Source organism: Marinobacter sp. HL-58, from assembly GCF_001314605.1.
Lineage (GTDB): Bacteria > Pseudomonadota > Gammaproteobacteria > Pseudomonadales > Oleiphilaceae > Marinobacter.
In genome coordinates this window covers 350,211-376,231 of sequence record NZ_LIHP01000004.1, presented here as the reverse complement: position 1 = coordinate 376,231, position 26,021 = coordinate 350,211, and the positions used below count along the sequence as shown (strand labels likewise).

The 26,021-nt window shown below is 58.2% G+C and carries 23 protein-coding genes; 13 read left to right on the top strand and 10 right to left on the bottom strand.

Annotation, left to right across the window (positions count from 1 at the left end; genetic code table 11):
- Positions 1-147 precede the first annotated feature (147 nt).
- Positions 148-891, top strand: a complete 744-nt coding sequence (locus HLUCCO03_RS05465; protein ID WP_027831963.1) for a 3-oxoacyl-ACP reductase family protein — start codon at positions 148-150, stop codon at positions 889-891.
- 102 nt (positions 892-993) lie between these two features.
- Positions 994-2,910 carry a class I poly(R)-hydroxyalkanoic acid synthase gene (locus HLUCCO03_RS05460; RefSeq protein ID WP_081813543.1) on the top strand — a complete coding sequence of 639 codons (1,917 nt, stop codon included), beginning with the start codon at positions 994-996 and terminating at the stop codon, positions 2,908-2,910.
- 16 nt (positions 2,911-2,926) lie between these two features.
- On the opposite strand, the gene HLUCCO03_RS05455 is transcribed toward HLUCCO03_RS05460, so the two are convergent.
- From HLUCCO03_RS05455 to HLUCCO03_RS05425, 7 genes are all read right to left on the bottom strand, one after another.
- Complete coding sequence (locus HLUCCO03_RS05455; RefSeq protein WP_292016632.1) at positions 2,927-3,493, bottom strand: SCO family protein; 567 nt, start codon at positions 3,491-3,493, stop codon at positions 2,927-2,929.
- A gap of 47 nt (positions 3,494-3,540) precedes the next feature.
- Positions 3,541-4,383 carry a cytochrome c oxidase assembly protein gene (locus HLUCCO03_RS05450; protein WP_027831965.1) on the bottom strand — a complete coding sequence of 281 codons (843 nt, stop codon included), beginning with the start codon at positions 4,381-4,383 and terminating at the stop codon, positions 3,541-3,543.
- Between the two features lie 107 nt (positions 4,384-4,490).
- Complete coding sequence (locus tag HLUCCO03_RS05445) at positions 4,491-6,053, bottom strand: FGGY-family carbohydrate kinase (RefSeq protein ID WP_027831966.1); 1,563 nt, start codon at positions 6,051-6,053, stop codon at positions 4,491-4,493.
- Positions 6,050-7,657 carry a glycerol-3-phosphate dehydrogenase/oxidase gene (locus tag HLUCCO03_RS05440; RefSeq protein ID WP_155939940.1) on the bottom strand — a complete coding sequence of 536 codons (1,608 nt, stop codon included), beginning with the start codon at positions 7,655-7,657 and terminating at the stop codon, positions 6,050-6,052. The genes HLUCCO03_RS05445 and HLUCCO03_RS05440 overlap by 4 nt, the downstream gene beginning before the upstream one ends.
- A gap of 2 nt (positions 7,658-7,659) precedes the next feature.
- On the bottom strand, positions 7,660-9,252 hold the full coding sequence (locus HLUCCO03_RS05435) for an FAD-binding oxidoreductase (RefSeq protein WP_027831968.1): 1,593 nt from the start codon (positions 9,250-9,252) through the stop codon (positions 7,660-7,662).
- A gap of 99 nt (positions 9,253-9,351) precedes the next feature.
- Positions 9,352-10,014, bottom strand: coding sequence for a transglutaminase-like cysteine peptidase (locus HLUCCO03_RS05430; RefSeq protein ID WP_027831969.1), 663 nt, complete (start codon positions 10,012-10,014; stop codon positions 9,352-9,354).
- 7 nt (positions 10,015-10,021) lie between these two features.
- Positions 10,022-10,678 carry a type II secretion system protein N gene (locus HLUCCO03_RS05425; RefSeq protein WP_027831970.1) on the bottom strand — a complete coding sequence of 219 codons (657 nt, stop codon included), beginning with the start codon at positions 10,676-10,678 and terminating at the stop codon, positions 10,022-10,024.
- Between the two features lie 194 nt (positions 10,679-10,872).
- On the opposite strand from HLUCCO03_RS05425, the gene gspE reads away from it, so the two are divergent.
- The 11 genes from gspE to gorA all read left to right on the top strand — a co-directional run bounded on the left by gspE (position 10,873) and on the right by gorA (position 20,797).
- On the top strand, positions 10,873-12,381 hold the full coding sequence (gspE, locus tag HLUCCO03_RS05420; RefSeq protein ID WP_027831971.1) for a type II secretion system ATPase GspE: 1,509 nt from the start codon (positions 10,873-10,875) through the stop codon (positions 12,379-12,381).
- 4 nt (positions 12,382-12,385) lie between these two features.
- On the top strand, positions 12,386-13,597 hold the full coding sequence (gene gspF / locus HLUCCO03_RS05415) for a type II secretion system inner membrane protein GspF (RefSeq protein WP_027831972.1): 1,212 nt from the start codon (positions 12,386-12,388) through the stop codon (positions 13,595-13,597).
- A 55-nt stretch (positions 13,598-13,652) separates the two neighbouring features.
- Complete coding sequence (gene gspG, locus HLUCCO03_RS05410; RefSeq protein ID WP_036197472.1) at positions 13,653-14,105, top strand: type II secretion system major pseudopilin GspG; 453 nt, start codon at positions 13,653-13,655, stop codon at positions 14,103-14,105.
- Complete coding sequence (gene gspH, locus HLUCCO03_RS05405; protein WP_081813544.1) at positions 14,087-14,641, top strand: type II secretion system minor pseudopilin GspH; 555 nt, start codon at positions 14,087-14,089, stop codon at positions 14,639-14,641. Before gspG ends, gspH begins: the two co-directional genes overlap by 19 nt.
- The gene (gene gspI, locus HLUCCO03_RS05400; RefSeq protein WP_027831975.1) at positions 14,638-15,012 is read left to right on the top strand and encodes a type II secretion system minor pseudopilin GspI; all 375 of its coding nucleotides are present in this window, start codon (positions 14,638-14,640) and stop codon (positions 15,010-15,012) included. The genes gspH and gspI overlap by 4 nt, the downstream gene beginning before the upstream one ends.
- Positions 15,012-15,803 carry a type II secretion system minor pseudopilin GspJ gene (gspJ, locus tag HLUCCO03_RS05395; protein WP_027831976.1) on the top strand — a complete coding sequence of 264 codons (792 nt, stop codon included), beginning with the start codon at positions 15,012-15,014 and terminating at the stop codon, positions 15,801-15,803. The genes gspI and gspJ overlap by 1 nt, the downstream gene beginning before the upstream one ends.
- The gene (gene gspK, locus HLUCCO03_RS05390) at positions 15,754-16,809 is read left to right on the top strand and encodes a type II secretion system minor pseudopilin GspK (protein ID WP_292016627.1); all 1,056 of its coding nucleotides are present in this window, start codon (positions 15,754-15,756) and stop codon (positions 16,807-16,809) included. The genes gspJ and gspK overlap by 50 nt, the downstream gene beginning before the upstream one ends.
- A gap of 69 nt (positions 16,810-16,878) precedes the next feature.
- Positions 16,879-18,183, top strand: a complete 1,305-nt coding sequence (gene gspL, locus HLUCCO03_RS05385; RefSeq protein ID WP_027831978.1) for a type II secretion system protein GspL — start codon at positions 16,879-16,881, stop codon at positions 18,181-18,183.
- 4 nt (positions 18,184-18,187) lie between these two features.
- Complete coding sequence (gene gspM / locus HLUCCO03_RS05380) at positions 18,188-18,715, top strand: type II secretion system protein GspM (protein WP_027831979.1); 528 nt, start codon at positions 18,188-18,190, stop codon at positions 18,713-18,715.
- 22 nt (positions 18,716-18,737) lie between these two features.
- Positions 18,738-19,403, top strand: a complete 666-nt coding sequence (locus tag HLUCCO03_RS05375) for a GNAT family N-acetyltransferase (RefSeq protein ID WP_036197475.1) — start codon at positions 18,738-18,740, stop codon at positions 19,401-19,403.
- A 32-nt stretch (positions 19,404-19,435) separates the two neighbouring features.
- A complete protein-coding gene (gene gorA / locus HLUCCO03_RS05370) occupies positions 19,436-20,797 on the top strand; it encodes a glutathione-disulfide reductase (protein ID WP_027831981.1) in 1,362 nt (453 codons plus the stop codon).
- 19 nt (positions 20,798-20,816) lie between these two features.
- Here gorA and HLUCCO03_RS05365 read toward each other — a convergent pair whose 3' ends face one another.
- The 3 genes from HLUCCO03_RS05365 to HLUCCO03_RS05355 are packed head-to-tail and all read right to left on the bottom strand — an operon-like array spanning position 20,817 to position 25,967.
- On the bottom strand, positions 20,817-22,769 hold the full coding sequence (locus tag HLUCCO03_RS05365; RefSeq protein WP_027831982.1) for an ATP-binding protein: 1,953 nt from the start codon (positions 22,767-22,769) through the stop codon (positions 20,817-20,819).
- Positions 22,762-23,718 carry an ABC transporter substrate-binding protein gene (locus tag HLUCCO03_RS05360; RefSeq protein ID WP_292016626.1) on the bottom strand — a complete coding sequence of 319 codons (957 nt, stop codon included), beginning with the start codon at positions 23,716-23,718 and terminating at the stop codon, positions 22,762-22,764. The genes HLUCCO03_RS05365 and HLUCCO03_RS05360 overlap by 8 nt, the downstream gene beginning before the upstream one ends.
- A gap of 56 nt (positions 23,719-23,774) precedes the next feature.
- A complete protein-coding gene (locus HLUCCO03_RS05355; RefSeq protein ID WP_292016625.1) occupies positions 23,775-25,967 on the bottom strand; it encodes a TonB-dependent siderophore receptor in 2,193 nt (730 codons plus the stop codon).
- Between the last annotated feature and the right edge of the window lie 54 nt (positions 25,968-26,021).

Here is a 26,021-nt window from a genome sequence, read left to right as displayed (position 1 = left end):
TTCCTGAAGTTCCTTGTCCGGTTTTGTTCTCTCTGCTAGCTTGAAATCAGGCGTCTCTGAAACATCAGGGCGCCTGACTGGATCCCCGGCCCCGGTATCTGTTGAACGAGGGGCGGGAAACATAAAAATAACAGGGCGAGAACGAATATGCAGGACCTCAAAGGAAAAGTAGCTATCGTTACCGGTGGCTCTCGGGGTATTGGCCGGGAGATTGCGTTACAGCTCGCCCGTCGGGGCGCCGACGTTGCCGTCAATTACCGCTCCCGAAGCGCGGATGCGGACGACGTGGTCAAAGAGCTGGAGGATCTGGGCATCCGCTCGATGGCGGTTCAGGCGGACCTGTCGGATATGAGCGCAGCCCGCAACCTGATCCGCAAAGTAAATGAAGACTGGGGCCGTGTTGATATCCTCATCAACAACGCAGGCATTACCCGCGACAAGGCCATGAAAAACCTCACAGACGAGGACTGGACCGATGTCCTGGACACCAATCTGGGCAGTGTTTATGCAACCTGCTCGGAAGTGCTCAAGATCATGATGGACCAGGGCTATGGCCGTATCGTCAACATCACATCCTTCGTTGGTCAGGCCGGCAATTATGGCCAGGCGAATTACGCCGCCAGTAAAGGCGGAATAATCGCATTCACCAAGACCCTTGCCATCGAAATGGCCAAATACAACATCACCGTCAATGCCATCGCTCCGGGTTTTACCGAAACGGAAATGCTGGCGCAGGTGCCTGATCATATCCGGGAGAAGATTGTTGCCAGGGTTCCCATGGGGCGTTTTGGTCAGCCCGAGGAAATTGCCAGGGCTGTGGTCTTTATTGCGGCGGACGGCGACTACATCACCGGACAGCAGATCAACGTTAACGGAGGCGTATACATGTAGGTGGTCCGGGCCCTTACTCAGCTGCGTTTGATTGCCGCAAGAAACGCTACTTCCGCCGGCGAGCCATGCTCTGCCGGCGTGAATGGCCAGGAGAGAGTAACGATGTCGGACAAATCCGTTAAAACCGGTTCCAGCAACGATGTACAACCCGATAGTGTCAGTAGTTCCCTGGTCAGTGCCGGGTTGCATGGCGGTCGGCTGGTCAAAAAGTCTCTGGTGCGGCGCCTGAAAGGCGGCCGGCCCAATCCTCTGAGCATCAAGAGCCTTGCCAGGCCTTTTGTCCGGTTTACGGGCAAGCTGGCCACCCAGCCGGATACCCTGATTACCGCGCAGATGCGCATTTTGCAGAATGCCTCCATTCTGGGCAGTGGCGCCTTGATGAGCCTGATCAGTCGGGAGTCCATGCGGGTGGCCGTGCCGGAGCAGGGGGATGGAAGGTTCCGGGATGAGGCCTGGGACAAGATTGCCTATTTCAACTTCCTGAAGCAGGCCTACCTGATGTCCGATCGCTGGATCAAGGACACCATCGAGGATGTACGTGGCCTGGATGAGCACGACAGGCGCAAGGTTCGTTTTTTTGTCAGCCAGGCGACGGATGCCCTGTCACCCAGCAATTTCGTGCTGACCAATCCGCAGGTTCTGCGCACAACGGTGGATACCCGGGGCCGGAACCTGGTACGCGGGCTTGCCAATTTTTTACGGGATCTGGATAAGGCCGATGGGCAACTGTCGTTCCGGATGTCGGACCCGGCGGCCTTCGAAGTCGGAAAGAATCTGGCCGATACCCCCGGTGAAGTGATCTATCAGAACGACCTGATGCAACTGATCCAGTACCGGCCCACGACCGATACCGTCCATCGCCGGCCACTGATGATTGTGCCACCGTGGATCAACAAGTATTACATCCTTGACCTGGGCGCCAACAAATCCTTTATCCGGTACCTGGTTGAAAAAGGCCACACGGTGTTTGTGATTTCCTGGGTGAACCCGGGGAAGGAGCATGCCCACAAGGGTTTTGAGGACTACATGCTTGAAGGGCCGGTGGCGGCACTGGATGCGATCGAAAAGGCCACTGGCGAGCGCGAGATCAACGCCATTGGTTACTGCATCGGGGGCACGCTGCTTGGCTGCACTCTGGCGTGGCTGGCGGCGCGCGGCGACGACCGCGTCCAGAGCGCGACTTTCCTCACCAGCCTGCTGGATTTCAGTGAGGTGGGCGACCTGGAAGTCTTCATCGATGAAGACATGATCAAAAAGATCGAAAAGGCCATGAACAAGCAGGGCTACCTGGAAGGCACCGCCATGGCCACTGCCTTTAACATGTTGCGCGCCAACAGCCTGATATGGTCCTTCTTTATCAACAATTACCTGCTGGGCAATGAAACGCCCGCGTTCGACCTGCTGCACTGGAACTCGGACTCGACGCGCCTGCCGGCGGCCATGCACAGCTTTTACCTGCGCAACATGTATCTTCAGAACCGTCTTCGCGAACCTGGCGGCATCACCCTTGAAGATACCCCCATCGATCTCGGAAAGGTCAAAACCCCTGCCTACTTTGTTTCCGCGATTGAAGACCATATCGCGCCCTGGGTGTCCTGTTACCGGGGCTCCCGTTATCTTGGAGGGCCTGTAAGATTCGTGCTGGGCGGGTCCGGACACATTGCCGGGATCATCAACCCGCCGGCGAAGCACAAATACGGCTACCGTACCAACGAGAACACTGACCTGGCGCCGGAGGAGTGGCTCAAGGGGGCTGAACAGTTCGAGGGGTCCTGGTGGCCGGACTGGGTCGAATGGGCCGCGCAGTTCGGCGGTGGTGAGGTGCCGGCAAGGACCCCGGGCGAGGGTGAATTGCCAGTCATCGAGCCTGCTCCCGGGTCTTACCTGCGCAACAAGCCGGCCCCGGCAATACCACAGCGCAGGAAAACCCGTGCCGTGGGCGCTACCCGGCGCAGGAAACCGGCCTCCACCGGTGCGGCAAAGCCCCGAAGGGCCAGGAAAACCGCCAAGGTGAGCTGACCCTGTAATCTACAGGTCAGCTTTCTTCGGCCAGCGTAACCAGATCGGTCCGGATATCCTCTACGCTCATGTCCGGCCTGAACAGGAGGCGGGCGTTGCCGTTGCGGTCGAAAACATACACGGCGCCGCTGTGGGAAACGTTGTAGTTGCCTTCGGCATCAGGATCGTCGTAGCCAAAGGTGGTGCGGTAACGTTTGCTCAGTTCCCGCAGTGCCTTCTCTTCGCCGGTGACGCCGATGGCTCGTTCACTGAAGAAATCCACGTAACTCCGGATCCGTTCCGGGGTGTCCCTCTGCGGGTCAACGCTTACGAACACGATCCGGGTGTCGTCCTGCAACTCATCCGGCATGTCCTTCACGGCACGTGACAGCTTCTGGAGCGTTGCGGGGCAAACGTCGGGGCAGGAGGTGAAGCCGAAGAACACCATCCGGATTTCACCGTTTGTGTCGTCGGCAGTCACTGTGTCGCCGGATGTGCCGGTCAGCTCGAACGCCAGTTCCGGCATCAGGCCGCTAATGTCCTTTCCGCGCCAGGACTCTTCGTCGCCAAGGCAGCCTGCCAGCATGGTTGTTGCGGCAATCATGGCGGTGACTGGCAGCATTCTGAGCAGTCGTGACAGGGTCTGGGTTGTCATGAATGAGTTGCCTTCAGTTCTTCGGAATAGGGGGCCGGTTTACCATCTTCGCGCATGGCGCGACGAAGAATGATCAATATACCAAGGATGCTCATCATGGCCGGCGGAATCCAGGTCAGCAGGCCACCCAGCAGTTGGTCTGTCTCGGGAGGCATGGGCCAGGCCCGGCCACAGACTTCATATACGTCATAAACCATGCCCCGGGAGAACACTATGGTGGCACCAAGCACCATCTGGGGCAGGGCGACCAGGGCCAGCAGCAGGATGCGTTTGCCATAGCCCAGGGCATCACTGGCTACCGGTGAGCGTGGGTCGAAGATCAGCCACCAGAACAGCAGCCCGTCCAGCAGCATGCTCCAGTTCATGATCCAGTAGAGATCCCGGCTGAGCATGGCGTCAAAATGAATGGGCGGCCACAGCCAGAAGTAGATCAGGCCGACAAACAGGAAGGAGGCAATGGCCGGGTGTTGCAGGAACCGGTATATCCATCCCAGGGGCGTCAACGCCTTCCTGATGCCGGGTTTGATGCGGCTGAAGAGGTAACGCATCACCGGCAGCGGGTTGGACAGCGCGATCAGGAATGGCCCCAGGTGATGCAGAATCAGGTGCTGGCCCCGGTGAACGAAGAACATGTACTGGGAGTAGTAGTCGAATCGGGTCTGCATAACGCCGTAGCACATGATGACTCCGATGAGGAACACCAGGATGCGGCCACTGCCTGGCCGGTCCGCTTCCGGCATTTTCAGCAGCCCGTAGCCGTAAAAACCCAGCACAAGCGCAAAGCTCAGTATCGTTACGGGGGAGAAATCATAGGGAATCAGATAGTCTGTAACGGACATCGGGCGTGCCTTAATGCTCTGGAACGGAACCAGCGAATTGTTGTTATAGCAGGTTCAGAGTTTTACCGGACTGACGGGTAAATTCAAGCGATTGTTGGCCCGGGATGTTACTTCGGGTAGCCGGTGATGTCCCGTATCTTCCGGTACAGCGGTTGCAGCTGCGGGTACATTTTCAGATACACCTCCCGGTAGAGCCGTTCATAGAGCTTGCGGGACTCCTCCTGCGGGTGAAAAACATCACCGACCCGGGTCATGGCGTTAACGGCTGTCTCAAAATCCGGGTGAAGGCCCAGGCCCACGGCAGCGTCGATGGCCGCACCCAGGCCGGAGGTTTCATAGGTATGGGGGCGCTCGGCGGGCAGCCCGAAAACATCCGCGGTCAGTTGCATGGCGGCATCGCTCTGGGAGCCGCCGCCCGCCACCCGCAATCTGCGAATCGGTATACCGCTGCGTTTTTCGATGCGCTCCTTGCCTTCACGGAGTGCATAGGCCAGCCCTTCCAGTATGGCGCGATAGATGTGTGAGCGGGTGTGTACATCGCCAAAGCCGATGATTGAGCCTTTAGCCTCCGGCCCCGGTTGCCTGACTCCGGGTGACCAGTAAGGCTGCAGCATGAGCCCCATGGAACCCGGGGGTACGGCGCGAACCAGTTCGTCGAAGAGGGCTTCCGGCTCAATACCTTTCTGTTCGGCCAGTCTCTGTTCCCTGAGGCCGAATTCCCGTTTGAACCAGCTGACCATCCAGAACCCACGGTAGATCATGACCTCTGTGGAATAGTGGCCCGGGAGTGCGGACGGGTATGGGGGCATCATCCGGACCGGCTCAACATAGCGTGCGCTGGTGGTATTGATGGTGGCCGTGGTGCCGTAACTCATACAGCCGATATCCGGGCCCAGGCCACCGGAACCCAGGATTTCACAGGCCTTGTCGGAAGCCGCGGCAATAACAGGCAGGGCTTCGGGCAAGCCCAGGTGGGCAGCGGCTTCGGTGGTGAGGTCGCCGATTCGTTCGCCGGGCGGGACCAGTTCCGGCAGCATGTCAGGCCGAACGGGCATGGTCTGCCATTTGAAATCGTGCTTGCCGGCCCAGCGATGGCGCTTGTAATCAAAGGGGATATAACCCACCTGGCTGCCGGTTGAGTCCCGGAAGCGGCCGGTCAGGCGGTAGTTCAGGTAGCCGGAAAGCAACAGGAAATGGCGGGTTTGGGACCAGACATCCGGTTGATTCTGGGCAATCCAGTTGGCCTGGGTTTTCTCGCGAAAACGGTCAACGGTGGGCTCCAGCCGCGTCAGCCTGAACAGCCAGCCCCAGGGGCCGGGTACGGGCCCGTCCACACTGGCGTGGCGCTGGTCCAGCCAGATGATGGCCGGCCTCAGGGGGTTGCCGTTGCCGTCCAGGTTGATCACGGTTCCCCGCTGGGTGGTGACGGTAACACCGGCTACCTGTGACGGCTGGGCAGTGCAGTTCTGCCATAACAGGTCGCACGCCTTGCCCAGGGATTCCCAGAAATACTCCGGATGTTGTTCGGCCCAGCCGGGTTGTTCGGAAAAGTAGGGTTCAATGTCCTGCTTGCCTTTGCCCACCAGGTTTCCCCGGGTATCAAACAGCAGCGCGCGAACGCTCTGGGTGCCATTGTCGATGGCCATTATCAGCGACTGGTCCCGGCTCATGTCGGTTTGCCATCGTTTACGGGAAGCGAATAACTGGCCTGCCAGATGCCGAGGTAACGGGCCTGCTCATGGTTCCAGGTGTCGTCATCCCAGCCCAGGATGGGTTGGCAAAGGGCTCTTATTTCCGGCAGAAGGGACTTACCCCCTGCCGGCAGGATCAGGCCCAGCCGGGTCCGGCGTAACAGCAGGTCATCCAGGTGTACAACACCAGTATTGGCTGCAGCCCAGGCCAGTTCCGCCCAAAGAGTATCGGTGCCGGCAATCCTGTCGTGGGAACCGGCATCCAGCACCTGCTCCAGGGCCGGCCCGTAGAAACCCTTGAGGCGGTCCCAGGTGCAGTGGCTGATGGATCGTGGCCGCGCAAGGTCTCGGGGTGGTGCGAAAACCGGCGCATCTTCCTTTCTCAGTGCCAGCCCCGGCATCAGGTTCTGCGCTTTGGTGAGCACTTCCCGCGCAATCAGGCGGAAGGTGGTGAGCTTGCCGCCGGCGATGCTGATCAGCCCGTTGTCGGACCAGATAACATGCTCCCGGTTTTCCTTCGAGGGTTTTACCCGTTTGGCCCCCGTGTTTTTCTCGCTGACCACGGGCCTGACGCCGGCCCAGGTCGCAATGATGTCGGCTTCGGTGATAGCGCTGGACGGAAAAAGCGTCTCCGAGATCTGCAGCAGGTAATCCAGCTCTTCCCGGGTGATGGCTGGCTCCTCGGAAAGGTCCTTGCCATGATCCAGATCGGTGGTGCCCAGCACGGTGGTGCCCTGCCAGGGAAATGCGAAAACCGGGCGCCGGTCGTGGGGATGAAACAGCGATACCGAGCAGGAAACCGGCAGCCTGCTGAACGGCAGAACCAGATGGCTGCCCCGCAGGGGCCTGATGCTGGTTTTGTCGTCGTCCAGCTGCTGCAGGTTACGGGCCCAGGCGCCGGTAGCATTGACAACCAGGCGGGTGTCCACATCGAACGCAGGCCCGTCAGCACTGGTATCACGAAGCCGGATACCGGTCACGGCGGAACTGTCGCCATCACGCAGGACGGCATCCGCCTGCAGGTAGTTCAGGCTCAGGGCCCCATCATGCTCGGCTTCCTCGATAAGCCTCTGTACCAATCGGGAATCATCGGTAACGGCGTCGGTGAATCCGCTGGCGGCAACCAGGTTGTCTGTGGCCAGCCCCGGCACCCATTGCAGGGTTTCGGCGGGGGACAGCCGTTGTCGTGTGGGATGGCCCGCTATCCGGTCGTACACACGCAAAAGTATCTGGAACAGCCGCGGGCCTGGAAACTGTTTGCGGTAGTGCGGCATGACAAAACGCAAAGGGTCGATCAGCCCCGGTGCCTCTGCCATCAGCCGCTCCCGCTCACGAACCGCATCCCGGGTCAGGTTGAAGTGGCCGCTTCCCAGGTAGCGCAGGCCGCCGTGAACCATTTTCGAGGAACGGCTGGAGGTACCCCATGAGAAATCCTTCTGTTCCACCAGCAGGGTGCGCAGGCCGCTGCCGGCCGCTTCCCGGGCGACGCCGGCGCCGGTAATGCCGCCACCGATCACCACGATGTCAAATCCGTGGTCAGCGTTCCGGATCTGTTCCAGTTTCTGTGCGCGGGTCAGAGACATGATTATTCAACCAGGGTTTTCGGGTTGAGCAGGCCTGCCGGGTCGAAGGTCCTGCACAGGGAGCCGATCGCCAGCATGCCCAGCTCGCCTTTTTCCACCGGCAGGAAAGGGGCGTGATCCTTGCCGACGCCATGCTGGTGGCTGATGGTGCCCCGATTATTGACGATAACGGAAGAGGTGCTGTCTTTCAGGGCCTTCCAGCGGTCCAGGGTTTCGCTGTAGCTGCCTGCAACACGGAATACATAGGTGGTGTAGATGCTGCAGCCCTGGGTGTAGAAGTGCGAGAGATGGGTAAATACGTGCACCGACTCCTTGTTTTTATTCAACCGGTTACGAAGGTTTTCTTCAATCTGCTTTAAGAGATTGTCCACGTTATCCCAGTCGGTTGCGGTTTCCAGGGTGTCAACGGCATAACCCAGTTCCCAGAGCGCCTCCCGCAGGTAGGGCATGGTGAAGCGTTTGGCCGCCCATTTGTCGCCCAGCTTTTTGCCGGTATAGATTCCGTCATACTCGCCACAGATGGCGCGGGTTTCCTTGAGGGCATTGCTGCATTGGCGCCTGCTGCCGGTAATGCCGAAGGTCATCATGCATTTGCCAGCCTTTGCGCCGCGCAGGGACAGGTAGGACTCCAGCATGCCGATCAGCCCGGGATGGCCCGCCAGGGCAAGCTGGGTTTCTGTTTCGGTGGCGTTGCTCAGGCGCAGCATGGAAAGCTGCGTGCGGTTCTGCACCAGCTTGCGGCAGGCGGTTCTTGCCTTGTCCCAGGTCGGGAAAAACACCACGTGGAAGCTTTCATGCTCCGGCAGGGGGGTAACACGCACCTTCACTTCCGTGATCAGGCCGATACGGCCCTCCGAGCCCAGAATCATCTCGCGGATATCCGGGCCGGCGCTGGAGGCCGGAAAGGTAGGTATGTCCAGTGTGCCCCTGAGGGTTTCAATGCGGCCACCGGCGAACAGCTGCTCGATACGGCCATAACGCAGGGACTGCTGGCCACTGGAGCGGCTTGCCACCCAGCCGCCAACCGTGGACAGCTCGAACGACTGGGGAAAGTGGCCAAGGGTATAGCCGTGTGCCCGCAGCTGGGATTCAACCAGCGGGCCGGGCGTGCCCGCTCCGAAGGTGGCAATCTGGCTTTCCCGGTCCAGGTCAATGAGCCGGTTCATGCGGCCCATATCCACTGTCAGTACCGGTTTCCCCCCGGCAACGGGGTTGATATGCCCGGCAACGCTGGTGCCGCCACCGTAGGGAATCAGTGAGACATCATTTGCTTCGGCATAGGCCAGCAGGGACTGAACGTCCTTTGACGACTCCGGATAGGCCACGCCATCAGGAAAAACACCGAATTCGCCACTGCGCATGGCCAGCCAGTCAGCCAGGCTCTGTCCCCGGGCGTGGCGCACTCGGTCTTCCGGGTTTACAACCACATGGGAATGGTCGGGCAGGCGGCTGTCAGGCACCTGTGAACAGGCGGTTTCAAGGGAGATATCCCTGAGCGGCGTGGCCGCGCCGATACGCTCTTCCAGGAACTGGCGTCCTCCCTCGGGTAACTCAAGGTTGAACTGGTCATCACCCCAGCCGTTCCAGCGTCGCATATTGGCCATCCTTTTTGTGTGGTTTGGTATGGCGATGATTGTACCGGTAATTGCAACGGGGACTATGTCACCTGACGACAACTGTAGTGTCTTTTGGCGTCACCGCAGGCTGTCGATGAGCCGGCTGTTGAGGTCCTGCCAGTGGGCGAGCTTCTCGGCGTCGCCTATGCGCTTGCTGTCACCCCCGCTGCGGTTCAGCCACAGGCCATCGCCGTTGAAGCTGTATACCGGTTCGAGATCCGGTCTCTGGGAGGCAGGTTTGATGTCGTTGATCAGGTTATCGAGTATCAGCGGGTCGGCATCCGGTTCCGGGTACCAGGCCAGAACCATGTGGGCCTGGTTAAGCTCAAGGGCCTTGACGTAGACAATGCGTAACTGTTCATCCGGCACACCCATGGATTTGAGGGTCAGGTACTTGGCGATGGAGAAATCCTCACAGTCACCACCGTTGGTGGTCAGCAGCTCCACCGGTGTTGCCCAGTAGTCTTCCTCGCCCCAGTGCTCCATATCGGTCACGAAGCTGGCGCGATTGAAGAAGGAATTGACCAGTCTGAGTTGCCGGTCCACGGGCGCATTGGCCGCCATGTTGTGAAGGTTTTGCCAGGTTTCAAGGCGGCTGTGGGCCTCTTCACCGAATTCGGTCCTTACGTAATCCATCAGCCGGTCACTGAGCTCAAAAGCAGCCACCGTCAACGTGGTAACCATCAGGACCATGGAGAGCAGGGAGCAACGGCTTCGGGGAATCGGAATGGCCGTCTCCATGAAGGCCTCAGTTATTGTTTCTCAGGCGTTCACGAAGCTGCTCCAGCCGCCGGCGGATTTCTTCCCGGCGCTGTTCACTGTCCCCGCTGGCGTCGGAGGATGAGGGCTGGCCTGAGCTGACTGGCTCCACCCGGGGCTGCTCCTGTTCTTCTTCGCGGCTGGATTCCTGCCCGGAAGCCAGAGATACCCCGGAACGATCCTCATCCTCGGGGAAATAAAGGTTTTCGAGTTTGCCGCCTCTCTCGATGATAACGCGGTTGGCGCGCACCGAACGGAGCGTTGCGTCTCCGGGCAGTTCATCGCCCACAAGGTAGGCTTCGGTTTTGCTTTTGTCGTCTTCAATCAGCGCGCTGCCGGGGAACTCTCCGGAGGCCGCAAGCACCCCCCTCAGGAACAGCCGCAGATTGGTTTCCGGAAGGTTTTCGGTGTCCGGTTCAACCTGGTTTTTTGCTTCTCCGGCTTTGCCGAAAAGGTCAAGAGAGGCCAGATTAACCTCCGGTTCCTGCGGGATGTCGGTTTTTGTCTGTACATTGATGGAAGGCGAGGTGGCCGTATCGTTTTCATTCTGCCAGAAACGATATCCCTGCCAGGCTGTCACAGTGATCATGCCGATGCCTGCGACGATAGCGAGTAAGAGTGGTAACCTCGAGCTGGTTAGAAGCATTGATTGTCCCGGAAAGAGCTGGTGAGAGCCGGCAAAAGGCTCACAGGTTATCAGACTGCATAGTTTTATTGGCAGTATAGTGTATAGAGTTATTCAGCGGTTCCATATCCTATGGTAGCCTTTCTGAATTAATTGAATAAAAAGGGTTTCTGGAACTTTCGCCTTCCGGCCCCGGTAACAAAACGAGGACGATCGTGGACACAGACACAGAACTTCAGGCCCAGGATGCCCCCCTGGGCCGTCTTCCCTTCACGTTCGCCAAACGTAATGGCGTGATTCTGACCCGCGATGACAACGGTGAGCCGGTTATCCTGGTGCGTCCGGGAGCGGGCCATTCCGCGCTGGCGGAGGCCAATCGCATCAGTGGAGGGCGTGCCCGGTTTTCCACCATAGAGCCGGCCAGGTTCGACGCCGCGCTGAATGCGGCCTATCAGAACGATTCCGCGGAAGCCATGCAAATGGTTGAAGGCATCGGCGACGACATGGACCTGGCGTCCCTGGCGGACTCGGTTCCGGAAACCGAAGACCTCCTGGAACAGGAAGACGACGCCCCGATTATCCGGCTGATCAACGCCATCCTGACCGAAGCGGTCAAGACCAGCGCTTCCGATGTGCATATTGAAACCTATGAAACCCGACTTGTGGTGCGCTTCCGGGTGGACGGTGTGCTGCGGGAAGTGGTGCAGCCCAAGCGCGCCCTGGCGCCACTGCTGGTATCCCGTATCAAGGTCATGGCGAAACTGGATATTGCTGAAAAACGCATTCCCCAGGACGGTCGTATTGCCCTGAGGGTGGCCGGCCGGGAAGTGGATATCCGTGTCTCGACCATGCCTTCCTCGAGTGGCGAAAGGGTGGTGCTGCGTCTGCTGGACAAACAGGCTGGCAACATTCGCCTGGAGTCACTGGGCATGGCCGGCAATGACCTGAAGGTGTTGCGCAAACTGATCTATCGCCCCTACGGTATTCTTCTGGTCACCGGCCCGACCGGTTCCGGTAAATCCACCACCCTGTATGCATCGCTGCAGGAGATCAACGACCGCAGCCGCAATATCCTGACGGTGGAAGACCCCATCGAGTACAATCTGCCGGGTATCGGCCAGACCCAGGTCAATACCAAGGTTGACATGACCTTTGCCAGGGGCCTGAGAGCCATCCTCCGCCAGGATCCGGACGTGGTGATGATAGGTGAGATCCGCGATCTTGAAACTGCGGAAATTGCGGTGCAGGCCAGCCTGACCGGCCACCTGGTGCTGTCGACCCTGCACACCAATACCGCGGTTGGCGCGATAACCCGCCTGATGGACATGGGCATTGAGCCGTTCCTGATTTCGTCCAGTCTCGTGGGAATTGTTGCCCAGCGTCTGGTGCGGGTGCTGTGCAAGGACTGCCGTGAACCCTACGAGCCCAGTGAGGAGCATTGCGAGTTTCTTCAGCAGAATGCGGATAATCCGCCCACCATATACCGCGCCAGGGGGTGTGAGCACTGCAACCAGCTGGGGTACCGGGGCCGTATCGGTATCTATGAGGTGGTTGAGGTGAACGAAGAGATCAGCTCGCTGATCCACAAGCGGGCAGGGGAACTGGATCTGGAACATGAGGCCCGGCTCCATGGCCCGAGCATTCATGCCGATGGCGTTCAGAAAATCCTGGATGGGGTGACCACGGTCGAAGAGGTCCTTCGTGTGACCCACCGGAGCAGGTAGATACATGCCAGCGTTCGAATACAAAGCGCTAGATAGCCGCGGCAAACAGAAACAGGGCGTCGTTGAAGCGGATGCTCCGAGGGCGGTACGCCAGCAGCTCAGGGACCGGGGGCTGACACCGCTGGCAGTGGAACCCGCCACCGAAAAACAGACCCGCAGCAACCCCCTGAGCAGTCGGGGGGGCCTTGCCACCGCCGACCTGGCACTGGTTACCCGGCAACTGGCGACACTGATCCAGTCGGGTATCCCCATAGAGCAGTCGCTGTCGGCAGCCGCCCAGCAGTCATCCAGCCCCCGCATCCGGAGTATGCTGATTGCCATAAGGGCAAAGGTCATGGAGGGCTATAGTCTTGCTGACAGCCTGGGTGAGTTTCCCCGCGCTTTTCCGAGGCTTTACCGGTCTACGGTGGCGGCCGGTGAACATGCCGGGCATCTGGACCTGGTGCTGAACCGGCTGGCGGATTACACCGAGGCGCGCCAGGAATCGCGCCAGAAAATCCAGCTTGCGGCCATCTATCCGATCATTCTCAGTGTGGTTGCCATCTCCATTGTGGTGTTCCTGCTGACCTATGTGGTGCCGGATATTATTGAAGTCTTTGTGAAGCAGGGCCAGGAGTTGCCGGCACTGACGTCAGCCATGCTGGCGGTATCGGATTTTCTGGGCAATTACGGTGTCTACTTGCTGATACTGATTGTGGCAGGTATCGCGGCGTTCCGGTGGTCGTTACGCAAGCCGGCGTTCCGGTTGCGATTCCATAAAAGCCTTCTGAACATGCCACTGTTTGCCGGCATGGTGCGGGGTGTGAATACGGCGCGCTATGCCAGCACCCTCAGCATACTCACCACCAGTGGCGTTCCGCTGGTGGAAGCCATGCGGATTGCCGGCGAGGTATTATCCAACGACTATCTGCGCCAGGAACTGAGGGATGCGGCCAGAAAGGTAAGTGAAGGCGGGTCACTGCACCGTTCACTGGACCAGACCGGGTATTTCCCTCCGATGATGCTGCACATGATTGCCAGTGGCGAGGCCAGCGGCGAACTGGACAGCATGCTCGAGCGGACAGCGACCATGCAGGAGAATACCCTGCAGTCGAAGATTGCAGCGATTGTGGGCCTGTTTGAACCCATGATGCTGCTGTTGATGGGCGTGGTGGTGCTCATTATTGTGCTGGCCATCATGCTCCCGATTCTCAACATGAGTAACCTGGTTGGCTAATCCGTTTATCAACGGTTGCCGGCAGGCCCATTTTCAAACCCAGAGACATGCAACAATGAAGAGCAAGACAATGAAAAACCGGAATTCCAACAAGGGCTTTACCCTGATCGAGATCATGGTGGTCATGGTCATCCTGGGACTGCTGGTTGCCATCGTGGCTCCCAACATCATGGGACGCAGTGATCAGGCCAGGGTAACGGTAGCGGAAACCCAATTGAGCAATATCGCCAATGCCCTCGACCTGTATCGTCTCGATAACAGTCAATACCCCTCAACACAGCAAGGGCTGGAGGCACTGGTTGAAGAGCCCAGCGGCAGCCCCGAACCGAAAAACTGGAACCCCGAGGGCTACCTCAATAGCGTACCGGAAGATCCCTGGGGCAATGAGTACCAGTATATCAGCCCGGGAAGCGAAGGGCCTTATGATCTGTTCTCCTACGGTGCCGATGGTCGCGAAGGCGGTGATGGCGACGATGCCGATATCAGTGTGTGGAATGTCAGGGACTGATTGTGCAGGCCAGGGCGCGGCATTCAGGCTTCACGCTGATTGAGATTCTTGTTGTTCTGGTTGTGGTGGGTTTGCTGGCGGCCCTGGCGGTAATGACCATGGGCGGAAGCTCCCGGGACCGGGAAATGGAGAACGAAATACGGGAACTGTATCTGCTGATGCAAACTGTCTCGGAGCAGGCTGTGCTCAATAACACCGAGCTTGGCCTGATTCTGGAGGATGACGGCTATCGCTTTGTTGCCTGGGAAGACCAGAGTGGCGAATGGAAGGTTCCCGGCGAGCCGATGTTCCGGCTGCGCAGCTTTCCGGAATGGATCACAGTCACCGAATACATCGAGAATGACACCCCCAGGCTGGCGTCTGAGGAAGACCGCCTGCGCCCTGATGTCGTGTTTTTCTCCAGTGGCGAAACCACGCCCTTTGAGCTGGAATTTACCCTTGGCAGGGACGATTCCAGGATGCACACCATCGCCTCCAACGGTTTTTCCCCGATGGAATGGCGATATCCGGGAAGCGAAGGAAACGATGAGGTATGACTACCCAGCGTGGCTTTACACTGATCGAGGTACTGGTCGCGCTTCTGGTGTTCGGCCTGATTGCAACGGCCGCCGCCGAGGTTGGCAGCCAGTATATTTCCAGTTATGAGCGCATACGTGACAAAACTCTGGCCGGCTGGGTGGCCGATAACCGGATCAATGAACTGAGGTTGCAGGAAAACCTGCCATCAATCTCCGAAAATACCGAGGAGACAGAATACGGCCCGTTCCGCTGGCAGGTCACCACTGCGGTAATAGGCACTGAAGACCCCTCCATACTGCGCGTTGAAGTCACTGTTGCACGCTTCCGTGGCAATGAATCCGAGCCGCCACCGGTCCATACACTGTCTGCCTTCATTGGTGAAAACTGATGTCGGTTCCAGTACTTGTGCAGTCCAGGGCAGGGCGGCCGATTGTCCGCAATGGTTTTACCCTGATGGAAATGCTGATCGCAGTCACCATCACGGCTGTGATTGGCCTGGGTGTCTGGCAGGTACTGGGCAACGTGGTGACATCCCGGGACCGGGTCAACGAAGTTGCAGACCAGTTTGATGCGGTTCAGCGCACCATGCTGCTTCTGGAGCGCGATATCACGCAGATCGTCAACCGGCCCGGCCGTGACATATACGGCGACTTCAATCCGGCGCTGACCAGCCGCGAAGACGATTTTGCACTGATGCTCACCCGACAGGGATGGCGTAACCCACTGGGTACCCGCCGCAGCTCGTTACAGCGGGTGGGCTGGGAATACACAGGCGATGAACTGCGTCGCCGCTACTGGGTTTCCGTTGACCAGGCCCAGGAAGACAACAGTCAGGACATCGTGCTTCTGTCGGATGTCACAGACTTTACCGTGCGTTTTCTGGATGAACAGCGTAACTGGCGGGACAGCTGGCCTGATGACGACAGTATGGCAAACCTGAATCCCGGAACCCGGCCGGACATTTCGTTACCCCTGGGTATCGAAATCACGGTGGAGCACGAGCGCTTTGGCGAACTGGTACGCACGTTCTCGCTGCCTGATTTCAATAACAGCCAGGCCCAGGGCACCATCAATGCCGCCAACGAATCCGACACGGATGAGGACAATACAGAGCAGCAGGAAGAAGACGATGCCCAGCAGAACAACGGGCAGGAGGGTGCTGGCAATGCCGGAGGCTAATCCGCTGGTGGGCCATAGCCCGATCAATCGCCAGGGAGGCGTGGCGCTGATCATGGTGCTGCTGGCCATGGCCCTGGTGGTCATGCTCGCCACCGGCATGACCCAGCAACAGAGTGTGCGTGTGTTCCGTGCCAGCCATTATCTTGCCCAGCAGCAAGGCCAGAGTGTGGCCCTCGGAGCGGAAGCCTTTGCGCGCCAGATCCTGATCCGGGATTTCGAGGAGGACAAGGAAAACGGCGTGATGGTGGACAGTTCCGATGAGTTCTGGGCGCAGAACGCAGCGATACTGCCTCTTGATGACAATGGTGTAGCGGAAGTGCAGATTGATGACCTGGGCGGCAGGATCAACCTCAACGACCTGGTGCGGGGCACCGGACAGGTTGATCCGGTCGTCCGGGACCGGATAACCCGCCTGCTTCAGGTTCTGGAGATTACAACGGTAAACGTTGATGCCCTGATAGACTGGATTGATGCAGACGACGAAACCGTCAGCGCCTACGGGGCCGAGGATGGCCAGTATCTGATGGAGGATCCTGCCTATCGGGCCGGAAATCAGCCGTTTGTGTCAGTCTCGGAACTGCGTTTGATCGATGGCATGACCGAAGAGGCATACCAGGCTTTACGGCCTCATGTCGCGGCCTTGCCGGTTGCGGGCCTGGGTATTAACGTTAATACCGCTTCGGCGGCTGTGTTGCGTTCCCTGCACGAAGAACTGACACAGGCCCAGGCAGACGCTATTCTGGAGAGGCGCGAGGAAGAGCGCTTCGAGAGCGTACAGGATTTCCTGGCGCTGCCGGAGTTCTCGGGCCTGGGGCTGAAAGCAACGGGCCTTGGACTGCAGACACGTTTTTTTGAAGTGGCATCCCGGATTACCTACGATGACCGGGTGACGAACCTGGTGAGCACGGTTTACCGCAGTCCCGAGGGTGAAATGCAGACGGTCCATCGGGATACCGGCCAGAAAAACCGGATAACGAAAGAGCCATTCAGCATCTCCGAAGAGTAGCTGGGCACCTGAACCACCATTGATAACGACAATGCGGCCCCGGAAGGGCTGAAAAGGAAACCGCACAGAATGTCATATCGCCTTTATGTCAGGCCTCTGCCGCCGCTGGCGGCGCCTGATGTCACACCGGAAGCCCAGCTGTACAACTGGGTTCTGCTTGATGCCAGCGGAGATGCCCAGGTCCGCGGCACCGCGGATCGGAAAGAGGATATTGAACAGACACTGGCCCAGAATGATCTGGAGCAGGTGCTGCTGGTTGGTCTGATTCCGGGTGAAGAGGCACTCTTCTGTCTGGCGGATATTCCGGCAAAGCAAACCCGGTTTGTGCACCAGGCGCTGCCTTATGCCGTTGAGGAACAGATTGCCCAGGATATCGAGAGCGTTCACCTGGCATTGGGTAACCGCACTGAAAAGGGCTTCCGGGTTGCTGCTGTCGACCATGAGCGGATGGCGGAATGGGTTGCCATGTTCAGCGGATGGGAACATCTGAAGCTGGAGGCAATCTATCCCGATGCGGGGCTGTTGCCGATCACCGACGGCGGCTGGTCCATCTGCCTGGATGGTGAAACCGCCATGCTGGCGAGCGACCAGGGCGAGTGGCTCAGTGTTCAGGCTCGGAACCTGGCCATGTTCGCCCAGACCCTGGTCTTGCCTCCTTCCGATGAGGTCGTGGCGGAAGTGCCGGTTACCATTTATGGCACAGAGCAGGAATTCGAGCACCAGCAGGCGGATCTCAGCGAGCTCAGGTCCTCCGAACGCCTGGCGGTGAGCGAGGAAACGCTGGAACTGATGCCGCTGGAACTGCTGGCCTACTCCCACCATCACCATCTGTGCCAGCCGATCAATCTCTGCCAGGGGGAATACAGCATACGCACAGGCAGGTCCGGAGCGCTGACGGCCTGGAGGCCACTTATCGCAGTGGCCAGTGTCTGGTTCGTGATTCAGATCGGCGTTGAGCTGGGCATGGGCTTTTACCACCTTCAGAAGGCAGAGCAGACCCGCGGCGAGGCCATGGCGATATACCGGGAGGCATTTCCGGACGATTCCAGAACTCATGCCGGGAACGTGCGCCGGGTTGTTCAGGGCCAGCTAAGGCAAATGCAATCTGATGGCCCCGATGCCGGGTTCATTACCCTGATGAAATACACCGGTGAACAGTATTCGAAGGTACCCGACACCGGTTCGGTCATGTTCAACTCGGTGAATTACAGCAGTAACCGTGGAGAGCTGGTCGTGGATGTTCGGGCGGACAGCTACAACAAGTTGAGCGCCCTCCGGAACGGTCTCACAGACCAGGGGCTGAAGGCTGACATCGGATCGGTAGTGAATGAATCCGATGGTGCTCGCGGCCGATTGACGGTTTCAGGAGGATAACGCCATGCTGAACAGAATCAGGGAACAGCCGGCGGTGGGCAAGATGATTGCCCAGTATGACCAGCTACCGCGCAGGGATCAGCAGGCCCTGACGGTTCTGGCGGTTGCCATCTTTCTGGGGATTCTCTATTTTGCAGTCTGGGTTCCGGCTGCCAGTTTCCACGACGAGGCCCTGGATGAGCGGGAGAGCTCCACCGAACTTCTGGCCTGGCTAGAAGCCAATCGTGATTCGCTGGAGAAGCTGTCCGGGGCCGGCGGCCAGGGAAGTACCAGCGTTGACGCCCCGGAAGACGGCCGTGCGCTGATGTCGCTGGTAACCCGGAGCGCCTCGGAGGCAGGCCTGTCGCTTCAGCGCTTCGAGCCAAGCGGAGACAACGCCATACGGGTCTGGCTCGACGGCGTACCCTTTACGGAGGTGGCAAGCTGGCTGGAACAACTGAATACCGGGCACGGTGTTCAGATCGATCAGGCTTCGATGGATCGACGAGACGATCCCGGCATGGTGTCCGTACGCCTGACACTGAAAATCTGACATGACCACTGGAGAACGCAGGATGACTGACGGTAGAGACAACAAGAACAGCCCCGAGCCAACCATAGTCCGTCTTGATACCAGCGCCCGTAACGAAGCGATATCGATACTGGTCAGCGCCTATCGGAACGAGCCAACGTTCCAGTACCTGTTTGATCACCGACGGCCCGGCTACGAACAGCGGGTGAGGGCCACGGTACGGGAACTGATTGATCTGTACTTCGAACTGGACCAGGACGCCATTGGCGTAATGGTAAATGATACGCTGGTGGCGGTTGCGTTTATTGGCGAGCCTGAACTGAGGCTGAACCTGGCCGAGCAGATCAGCTGGCGCATCCGAATGGTGCTGACCGCCGGTTTCGCCTGTACCCGCAGGTACCTTGACTACCATGAGAAAATCAAGGAAATGCTGCCGCAGCCGCTTGCCCATCAGCTACCGCTGATGGGGGTCAATCCCAAGTACCAGAACAAGGGCTTCGGGCGGATGTTACTGTCCACCGTAGAGAAGCTTTGTGCAGAGAATCCCCGCGGCAGCGGCCTGGTTCTTGATACCGGCAATAGCCGTTATCTGCCATTCTATGAGTCGGAAGGGTTCCGCAGCCTCGGGACTATCCGGCTGGGTGATTTTGAAGATCATGTACTGTTTCGCGAAGTCCGCGCCGGAGAAACCGCGGTAGCCCCGGGCTGAGCGAGCAGTCCTTTACCAAGACAGGAGACGCTGTGTCTGACAAGCAGGATTTCGATCTGATCATAATTGGCGCCGGTTCCGGTGGAGTCCGGCTGGCCAGGATGTCTGCTGCCAAAGGGGCCCGTGTGGCCGTTGTTGAATCCAGGTATCTTGGTGGAACCTGTGTCAATGTGGGCTGCGTTCCCAAGAAACTGTTCGTGTACGGCTCCCACGCCGGTGAAGACATCGAGGATGCTGCCGGTTACGGCTGGAATGTTCCCGGTGATCAGGTCACTTTTGACTGGACCCGGCTGGTTGCCAACAAGAATGCCGAAATTGAACGGCTGAATGGCATCTATGGCCGAATGCTGGAGAATGCCGGGGTAACGGTTATCGAAGGTACTGCCTCACTCGCGGACGCCCATACCGTTGTGGTCGGCGACAGGGCCTTCACCAGCAAGCATATTACCGTTGCGACCGGCAGCTGGCCCGTGGTTCCCGATGTTCCCGGCAAGGAATGCGTGCTCACCTCCAACGAGATGTTTTACCTGCCGCAATTGCCCAAGCAGGCCGTGGTCTGGGGTGGTGGTTACATTGCAGTAGAGTTCGCCGGTATTCTTGCCGGGCTCGGGGTGGAAACAACCCTGCTTTACCGGGGTGAGCTTTTCCTTCGTGGGTTCGATGACGATATCAGGGAATTTACGGCGGCTGAGATGCGCAAGAAGGGGATCAACCTTCGTTTCGGGGTGAATATCGAATCCATAGAGAGTGAGAGCTCCCATTACGCCGTCAACCTGACAGATGGTACCCGCATGAACACGGGTCTGGTCATGGCGGCAACAGGGCGTCGGGCGCTGGTGGATGGTCTTGGCCTGGAAGAGCTGGGGGTTCAGCTCAGTGCATCCGGCCACGTGGTTGTCGATGATTATTTCCAGACGGCGGTCCCCTCCATCACGGCTCTGGGTGACGTGATTGGTACGCCGCAACTGACCCCGGTGGCTCTTGCCCAGGGCATGGTGCTCTCCCGGAGGCTGTTCGGGGATGGCAAGGGTGAAATGGATTACGCCAGTATCCCGACAGCGGTGTTCTGCCAGCCTAACATAGGCACCGTGGGCCTCACCGAAGCAGAAGCGCGGGAGGCCGGACACAAACTGCGTATTTACCGCTCCGAATTCAAACCCATGAAGCATACACTCAGTGGTCGCGACGAACGATCGCTGATGAAGCTGGTGGTGGATGATGAGTCAGATCGTGTGCTGGGAGCCCATATGGTGGGGCCGGATGCCGGGGAAATTACCCAGGGCATTGCGGTGGCCATCAAGGCAGGGGCAACCAAGGCGCAATTTGACAGCACCATAGGCATTCACCCCACCTCCGCTGAAGAATTCGTCACCATGCGTGACCCCGTCGCGTAAAGGGATATTCGGCCGCTGGTTACAGGTTTATCCAGCGGCTGAGTACCTTTCTGAGGTTTTCTTTTCGGACAGGCTTTGAAAGGTAATCGTTCATCCCCGATTCCCGACACGTGGCCTCTGTGCCCGGAAGCGCATCGGCTGTCAGTGCAATGATAGGCGTGCCGCCCTGGCCGTTACTCTTTTCCCACTCACGGATGCAGCGCGTGGTCTCATAGCCATCCATCAACGGCATCTGGCAATCCATCAGAATGACGTCGTAACCGGTATGATTGGTCTTGACCATCTCCAGAGCCTCCTCGCCATTGATTGCGGCGTCGACGCCGAATCCCAGTCGCTTGAGCAGGGCAGTGGCCACTCTCTGATTTACAATGTTGTCTTCGACCACCAGCGCCCGTGCCTTGCTTTCCCCGGTTACCAGCGGCCCCGGTGCCCCCGAGGTGAGGGCAGGCGTGGTTTGGGGCGCCAGTTCAAAGGGAAGCTCAAACCGGAACGAGGAACCCTTGCCAAGGTCGGTTTCAACCCGGACGTGGCCACCCATCAGTTCGACCAGCCTCTGCACCAGCGACAACCCCATGCCGGTTCCCCCATAGCGCCGGGAGTTGCCTGTTTCTACCTGTTCAAATGAATTGAAAATATCCTGAATTCTTTCAACGGGGATGCCACAGCCGGAGTCGCTGACCGTGCAATTCAGTACCATGCAGTTGTCTTCCAGCGAGAACCAGCCAGCCTGAACATTGATGTAGCCATCGCCGGTAAACTTGATGGCGTTATCAATCAACCCGGCGAGGATCTGCCGCAGCCTGGAAGCATCCCCGAGAACCACCGGGTGGTCCGGCCATTCCCCCACGAACCTGGTGGATAGTGTCAGGCCCTGCTGTTCCGCAATATGGCGGTAACTCGCGGTACAGTTTGTGATCAGTTGCTGCAGGTCAAACTCCCGGTTTTCAAGCGCCAGAGTGCCACGGTCGATATGGGAATAATCCAGAATATCGTTGATCACCGTCAGCAGGTCTTCCGTGGACTGCCGGGCGGTTTGCAAATAGTCGTTCTGCCGTGGGCTCAGCGGTTCCTCGGTAACCAGTTCGATCATGCCCAGCACGCCATTGAGCGGTGTGCGCAATTCATGGCTCATGGTGGCCAGGAATTCCGACTTCGCGCGATTGGCCTGTTCCGCCCGCTCCCTGGCTTTCTCGGACGACGCCAGGGTCTCGTCTCTTGATTGCTTCAGTGTCCGGAGATGGCTGGCCAGTGAGTTCAGGCTTTCCTCAAGTTCCCTGATTTCGCGGGTGGTGCCGGTTCGGCTGACGGGTACCTCTTCGTAATCACGGGTGGTGAGCCTTGCTACGCGCCGGGACAGGCCGCGAATGGGGGCGATAATGCTGTTCAGGGAGTGGTTGACAATCAACAGGGTAAACAGCAGAAGTGAAAAGCCAACCGCAAGTGACGTCCAGAGAATGTCCTGACGACGGGCGGCCAGTTGCTCCTTGTTGACACCAACCTGGATGGTACCCACTCTCAGGGCGCCGCCCCCGAATCCGTAATCCGGTTCGAACCATTCCGTCTGGCGGTCTTCGCCCAGGTCCAGTGGTTGTTGCAGGATTTCCGACTCAAACACGTCGAACGTGGCATTTTCCCCGGTTTGCTGCGGTTGTTCGGTGGAGACATAGCCCACCTCTTTACCCATCAGGTTGGATACCCTGATCCACTGTGCCCGGCTGCGCCTCAGCGACTGGGAGAGAATCTGCTCAAGGGCAGCGGTGTTGCCGGAAACAACAGCGTATTCCACGGCCGGTGCAAGGCTGTCCGCCAGCATCTGGCTGCTGTCGGCCAGGTCCTTGCGGGCATCATCAAGGCGTGCGGAGGTAAAGAAAACCATCAGCACAATGAACATGACAATGGCCGGGGCCGCCCCCAGAAGCAGGAGTTTTCTGGAGAGCGGGGCCTGGGACTGCACCTGTAACTGCTTACTCATCGGCAGCCTCCTCGGGGTCGGCAAGCCGTTCCATTACCGACCTGATAATCTCCTGCTTCTCCGGTAACGGAATATTCAGTGACCGGGCAACCTGCTGGTTCAGCTCGATACTGAAATTATCGGGGTAGGCGGGAGGTGGGAACCGGCCGTCGGACCGGTACTGTTCTATGAAACTGGCTGCCAGTTCCGCAATTTCGGTCAGTGGCGTGTAGGTGGAGGCCAGTGACCCCGCCTTTACATAAGCCTGGCTCGGGCCGATGACAATACGGTTACGGCGGTAAGCGGTCAGCAAAATGTGCTTGATGGTTCTGGTATTATAGATGTTGTTGTCAGGGGCTGCGAGGATGAAATCTCCGTAGTTCAGAGCCCTGATCAGGGTGGGGATCAGTTTCTCATCAGAGCTTACAACAAAAACCTTCCCTTTAAGCCCGTACGCGGAAAGCTGCTCGGTTACCGGTTCATACAGCTCAACCGTATCAGGGCGTGCCAGCATCGCTACTCTTGTGGCCTGAGGCAGAATAACCTGGCCGGCAATCGCCTGCCTCAGCAGCGGCGGGTTATAAAGAATGCCGGAGACAGACCCACCGGAACGCTCCGCGTAGCCTTCGATAAACGACTGGTCCACAAGCAATGCCAGGATGGGTACATTCTTATCCTCCTGGCGCACCCTGGCAAAGGCTTCAGGGCCCAGCGCGATAACCGGTGTTGTCGTGTCCTGTGAGGTTTGTCCGGCGCTGAACGAGCGTATAACGGTGGAGCTTCCCAGCTCCTTCTCAAGAAGGGTCATCATGCGGCGGTTCAAAGCTGAATTCCCGGAGCCGGCAAGGTAAACCACTGAGCCGGCCGCCGGTTGTGCGGCAACGTTCTGGACAGAGGTGGTGGTGATCAGAAAAAGGGCAAGGATGACCAGGGGCCATCTGGTTACAGGGAAGCCTGTTCTTGCCGCCATGTTCGGGTTCTCTGTTGCTTTCATACCATCCGGGGTCTGATGTCGTCCATGTTGATTCAGAACCTGACGCCAGCTTCGACGAAAAACTGGTTGTGGTCTCTGATGATATTGTCCGGGCTGAGAGTCGGGTCTGTGTTCAGGTAGTGTTGCATGGTCAGTGCGAGTTCGTAACTGTAACCGGTTGCATGCACGCGCCGCGCAAGTCGGAAATCCGCACGTTCGAAGTGGGCACGACGGAATTCATCGGCGAAATAGAAGGCTGCCGAGGATGTCAGGTCAAAGGGAAGATCCTGAATCCAGGTGAAACTTCCCGAGTGCCTGACAGACAGGCGGCCCAGCAGTTCGACGGCGTAACGCTTGTCGCCGGCATCTCGGTCGTTTGCTCCCGTGTAGCGACCGTCCTGATCCAGGTAAGCATAGCCCAGGCGCAGTTGAGTGCCAGGAAAGTCCAGGGATGCTTCTACCTCGAAGCCTTCCTGGTCAAGGGCGACGTTGTTATCAATGGTCCATTCTTCTTCATTGATAATGCCGCTGATCATGTCTCTTAACTGGTCATTGAAGTAGCGGACTTCCATCGAGAATATGGAAGAGTCCAGATAGTATTGGCCAAAATAGCTTATTTCCCGGGAAGTTATACGCTCTTCTTCAAGATCTTTGCCAAAAGTGGATGTGGTTTGGTTAACCAGGCTCTCTACCAGGAAACGTTCTCCTTCAAGGAATTCGTATGGGGGAGCAACGTCCCTGGGACGATAGGACCAGTTGGGATTCTGCTCAAAGGCATCGGGTGTGCGGACCGCCCTGGAGTAGACAAATCGCAGGGTATGGTTATTGGACAGGATGAAGTTCGCAGCAAGCCGCGGGGAGAAATAGCCCTCATCCGTCGTGGTTGTTCTTTCCCAGTTTGCTCCGGAGTTCAGTGTCAGCCAGCGAAAGGGCGAGTATTCAAGATTACCGAATACCCGCGACTGGTAATTGTTGCCGCGGCCGTTGAAGAAGGTCTCGGAGCGGTAGGTATCCTTGCGATAGCCCAGACCGGAGACGAGTTTCAGGTCCGGATTGAACAGAATGGTATCCTGAAGCTCGAACTCCAGACGGGATTCTTCAGTGTCTTCGTTCAGGTCGGCCAGGAAAGGGTCGTTATCCTCGGGGGTGCAGGGCCTGAGGTCCGGTGTTGGTTCATCCGGATCGAGAATGTCGTTGAACAGGTCCTGTGGAATACACACCCTCCACCTCTGGCGGCGGTCGTAATTCTGGAACGAGGCCTGCAAATGGAAGAAGTGGCGGTTTGATGCCGCTACGTTGAGGCGTGTCTGCAGGTAATAATCGTCCACCAGAATATCGGGGTTTGCATTGGCTCCGAACTTACCGTTCTTGCGGGCATCTTCTTCATCCACGCCATCAACAACTCCCGCCCGTATATCCAGGTCATAATCACTGCTGATTGTGAGGTTGCTGTCGTAATTGAAGGTATTAATATCGAACCCATTGTTGAACGGGTAGATCTGGCCGTCGTCTTCCTGTTCATCGAACCCGTCTGACTTGCGCTTTTCGTAGGCAACGCGCCAGGTGTAGTCATCATTGGTATTGCCCGCGGAGCCAAAGGCCCGACCGTAACCTCGCGAGCCGGAAATGGCCCTCAATTCGACGCCCGCACTGTCTTCCGGTGCCCGGGTAATGATGTTGATGGTGCCCAGAAAGGCATTGATGCCATAGGCTGCACTGTTGGGGCCGCGGCTTATCTCGATTCGTTCAATCAGGTCCAGTGGCACCGGCATGGTGTTCCAGTCCATGTCCGACAGGCTGGCCTGATACGAGGTACGGCCGTCAACCTGAACCTGGAGCCTGCGTTGCTCGTAATGCACGGTCCCGTGATAGCTGGTTACCGGCTGGTTACTGCCTACCGCATCCACGGTCATGCCAGGCACCAGGCGGAAAACCTCAACCAGATTCATGATGCCCAGATCGCGAATCATATCGCCGGTGATGATAGTTGTTGTGCCGGGAACCCTGGATTTTGGTTGCCTGAGCCTGGTGGTAGTCAGAACCTCAGGAATCGCCGAGTTCATTGAAAAGGCTTCGGGGGCATCGCCAGTTGCGGCCAGCTCGTATGACTCAGCGCTGTCGTCTGCATTTGCAGATGTTGCAAGGGGCAGTAACATGCCTGCGAGAACAACAGGAATGATACGCAGGGGCAGGGCGCAACAACCGGAAAACTCCGGATTTTTAGCGGGATCGTTCGTAACGGACATGGGTGTCGTTTTATACTTTGCCGAGTGTAGGAGTTTTTTTAGTTTGACTGCATG

What these genes read in the sequence shown, in the direction of transcription:
- HLUCCO03_RS05465 (WP_027831963.1), top strand. Translation starts at nt 148, where the DNA reads ATGCAGGACCTCAAAGGAAAAGTAGCTATCGTTACCGGTGGCTCTCGG.
- HLUCCO03_RS05460 (WP_081813543.1), top strand. Translation starts at nt 994, where the DNA reads ATGTCGGACAAATCCGTTAAAACCGGTTCCAGCAACGATGTACAACCC.
- HLUCCO03_RS05455 (WP_292016632.1), bottom strand. Translation starts at nt 3,493, where the DNA reads ATGATTGCCGCAACAACCATGCTGGCAGGCTGCCTTGGCGACGAAGAG.
- HLUCCO03_RS05450 (WP_027831965.1), bottom strand. Translation starts at nt 4,383, where the DNA reads ATGTCCGTTACAGACTATCTGATTCCCTATGATTTCTCCCCCGTAACG.
- HLUCCO03_RS05445 (WP_027831966.1), bottom strand. Translation starts at nt 6,053, where the DNA reads ATGAGCCGGGACCAGTCGCTGATAATGGCCATCGACAATGGCACCCAG.
- HLUCCO03_RS05440 (WP_155939940.1), bottom strand. Translation starts at nt 7,657, where the DNA reads ATGTCTCTGACCCGCGCACAGAAACTGGAACAGATCCGGAACGCTGAC.
- HLUCCO03_RS05435 (WP_027831968.1), bottom strand. Translation starts at nt 9,252, where the DNA reads ATGCGACGCTGGAACGGCTGGGGTGATGACCAGTTCAACCTTGAGTTA.
- HLUCCO03_RS05430 (WP_027831969.1), bottom strand. Translation starts at nt 10,014, where the DNA reads ATGGAGACGGCCATTCCGATTCCCCGAAGCCGTTGCTCCCTGCTCTCC.
- HLUCCO03_RS05425 (WP_027831970.1), bottom strand. Translation starts at nt 10,678, where the DNA reads ATGCTTCTAACCAGCTCGAGGTTACCACTCTTACTCGCTATCGTCGCA.
- gspF (WP_027831972.1), top strand. Translation starts at nt 12,386, where the DNA reads ATGCCAGCGTTCGAATACAAAGCGCTAGATAGCCGCGGCAAACAGAAA.
- gspG (WP_036197472.1), top strand. Translation starts at nt 13,653, where the DNA reads ATGAAGAGCAAGACAATGAAAAACCGGAATTCCAACAAGGGCTTTACC.
- gspI (WP_027831975.1), top strand. Translation starts at nt 14,638, where the DNA reads ATGACTACCCAGCGTGGCTTTACACTGATCGAGGTACTGGTCGCGCTT.
- gspJ (WP_027831976.1), top strand. Translation starts at nt 15,012, where the DNA reads ATGTCGGTTCCAGTACTTGTGCAGTCCAGGGCAGGGCGGCCGATTGTC.
- gspK (WP_292016627.1), top strand. Translation starts at nt 15,754, where the DNA reads ATGCCCAGCAGAACAACGGGCAGGAGGGTGCTGGCAATGCCGGAGGCT.
- gspL (WP_027831978.1), top strand. Translation starts at nt 16,879, where the DNA reads ATGTCATATCGCCTTTATGTCAGGCCTCTGCCGCCGCTGGCGGCGCCT.
- gspM (WP_027831979.1), top strand. Translation starts at nt 18,188, where the DNA reads ATGCTGAACAGAATCAGGGAACAGCCGGCGGTGGGCAAGATGATTGCC.
- HLUCCO03_RS05375 (WP_036197475.1), top strand. Translation starts at nt 18,738, where the DNA reads ATGACTGACGGTAGAGACAACAAGAACAGCCCCGAGCCAACCATAGTC.
- HLUCCO03_RS05365 (WP_027831982.1), bottom strand. Translation starts at nt 22,769, where the DNA reads ATGAGTAAGCAGTTACAGGTGCAGTCCCAGGCCCCGCTCTCCAGAAAA.
- HLUCCO03_RS05360 (WP_292016626.1), bottom strand. Translation starts at nt 23,718, where the DNA reads ATGGCGGCAAGAACAGGCTTCCCTGTAACCAGATGGCCCCTGGTCATC.
- HLUCCO03_RS05355 (WP_292016625.1), bottom strand. Translation starts at nt 25,967, where the DNA reads ATGTCCGTTACGAACGATCCCGCTAAAAATCCGGAGTTTTCCGGTTGT.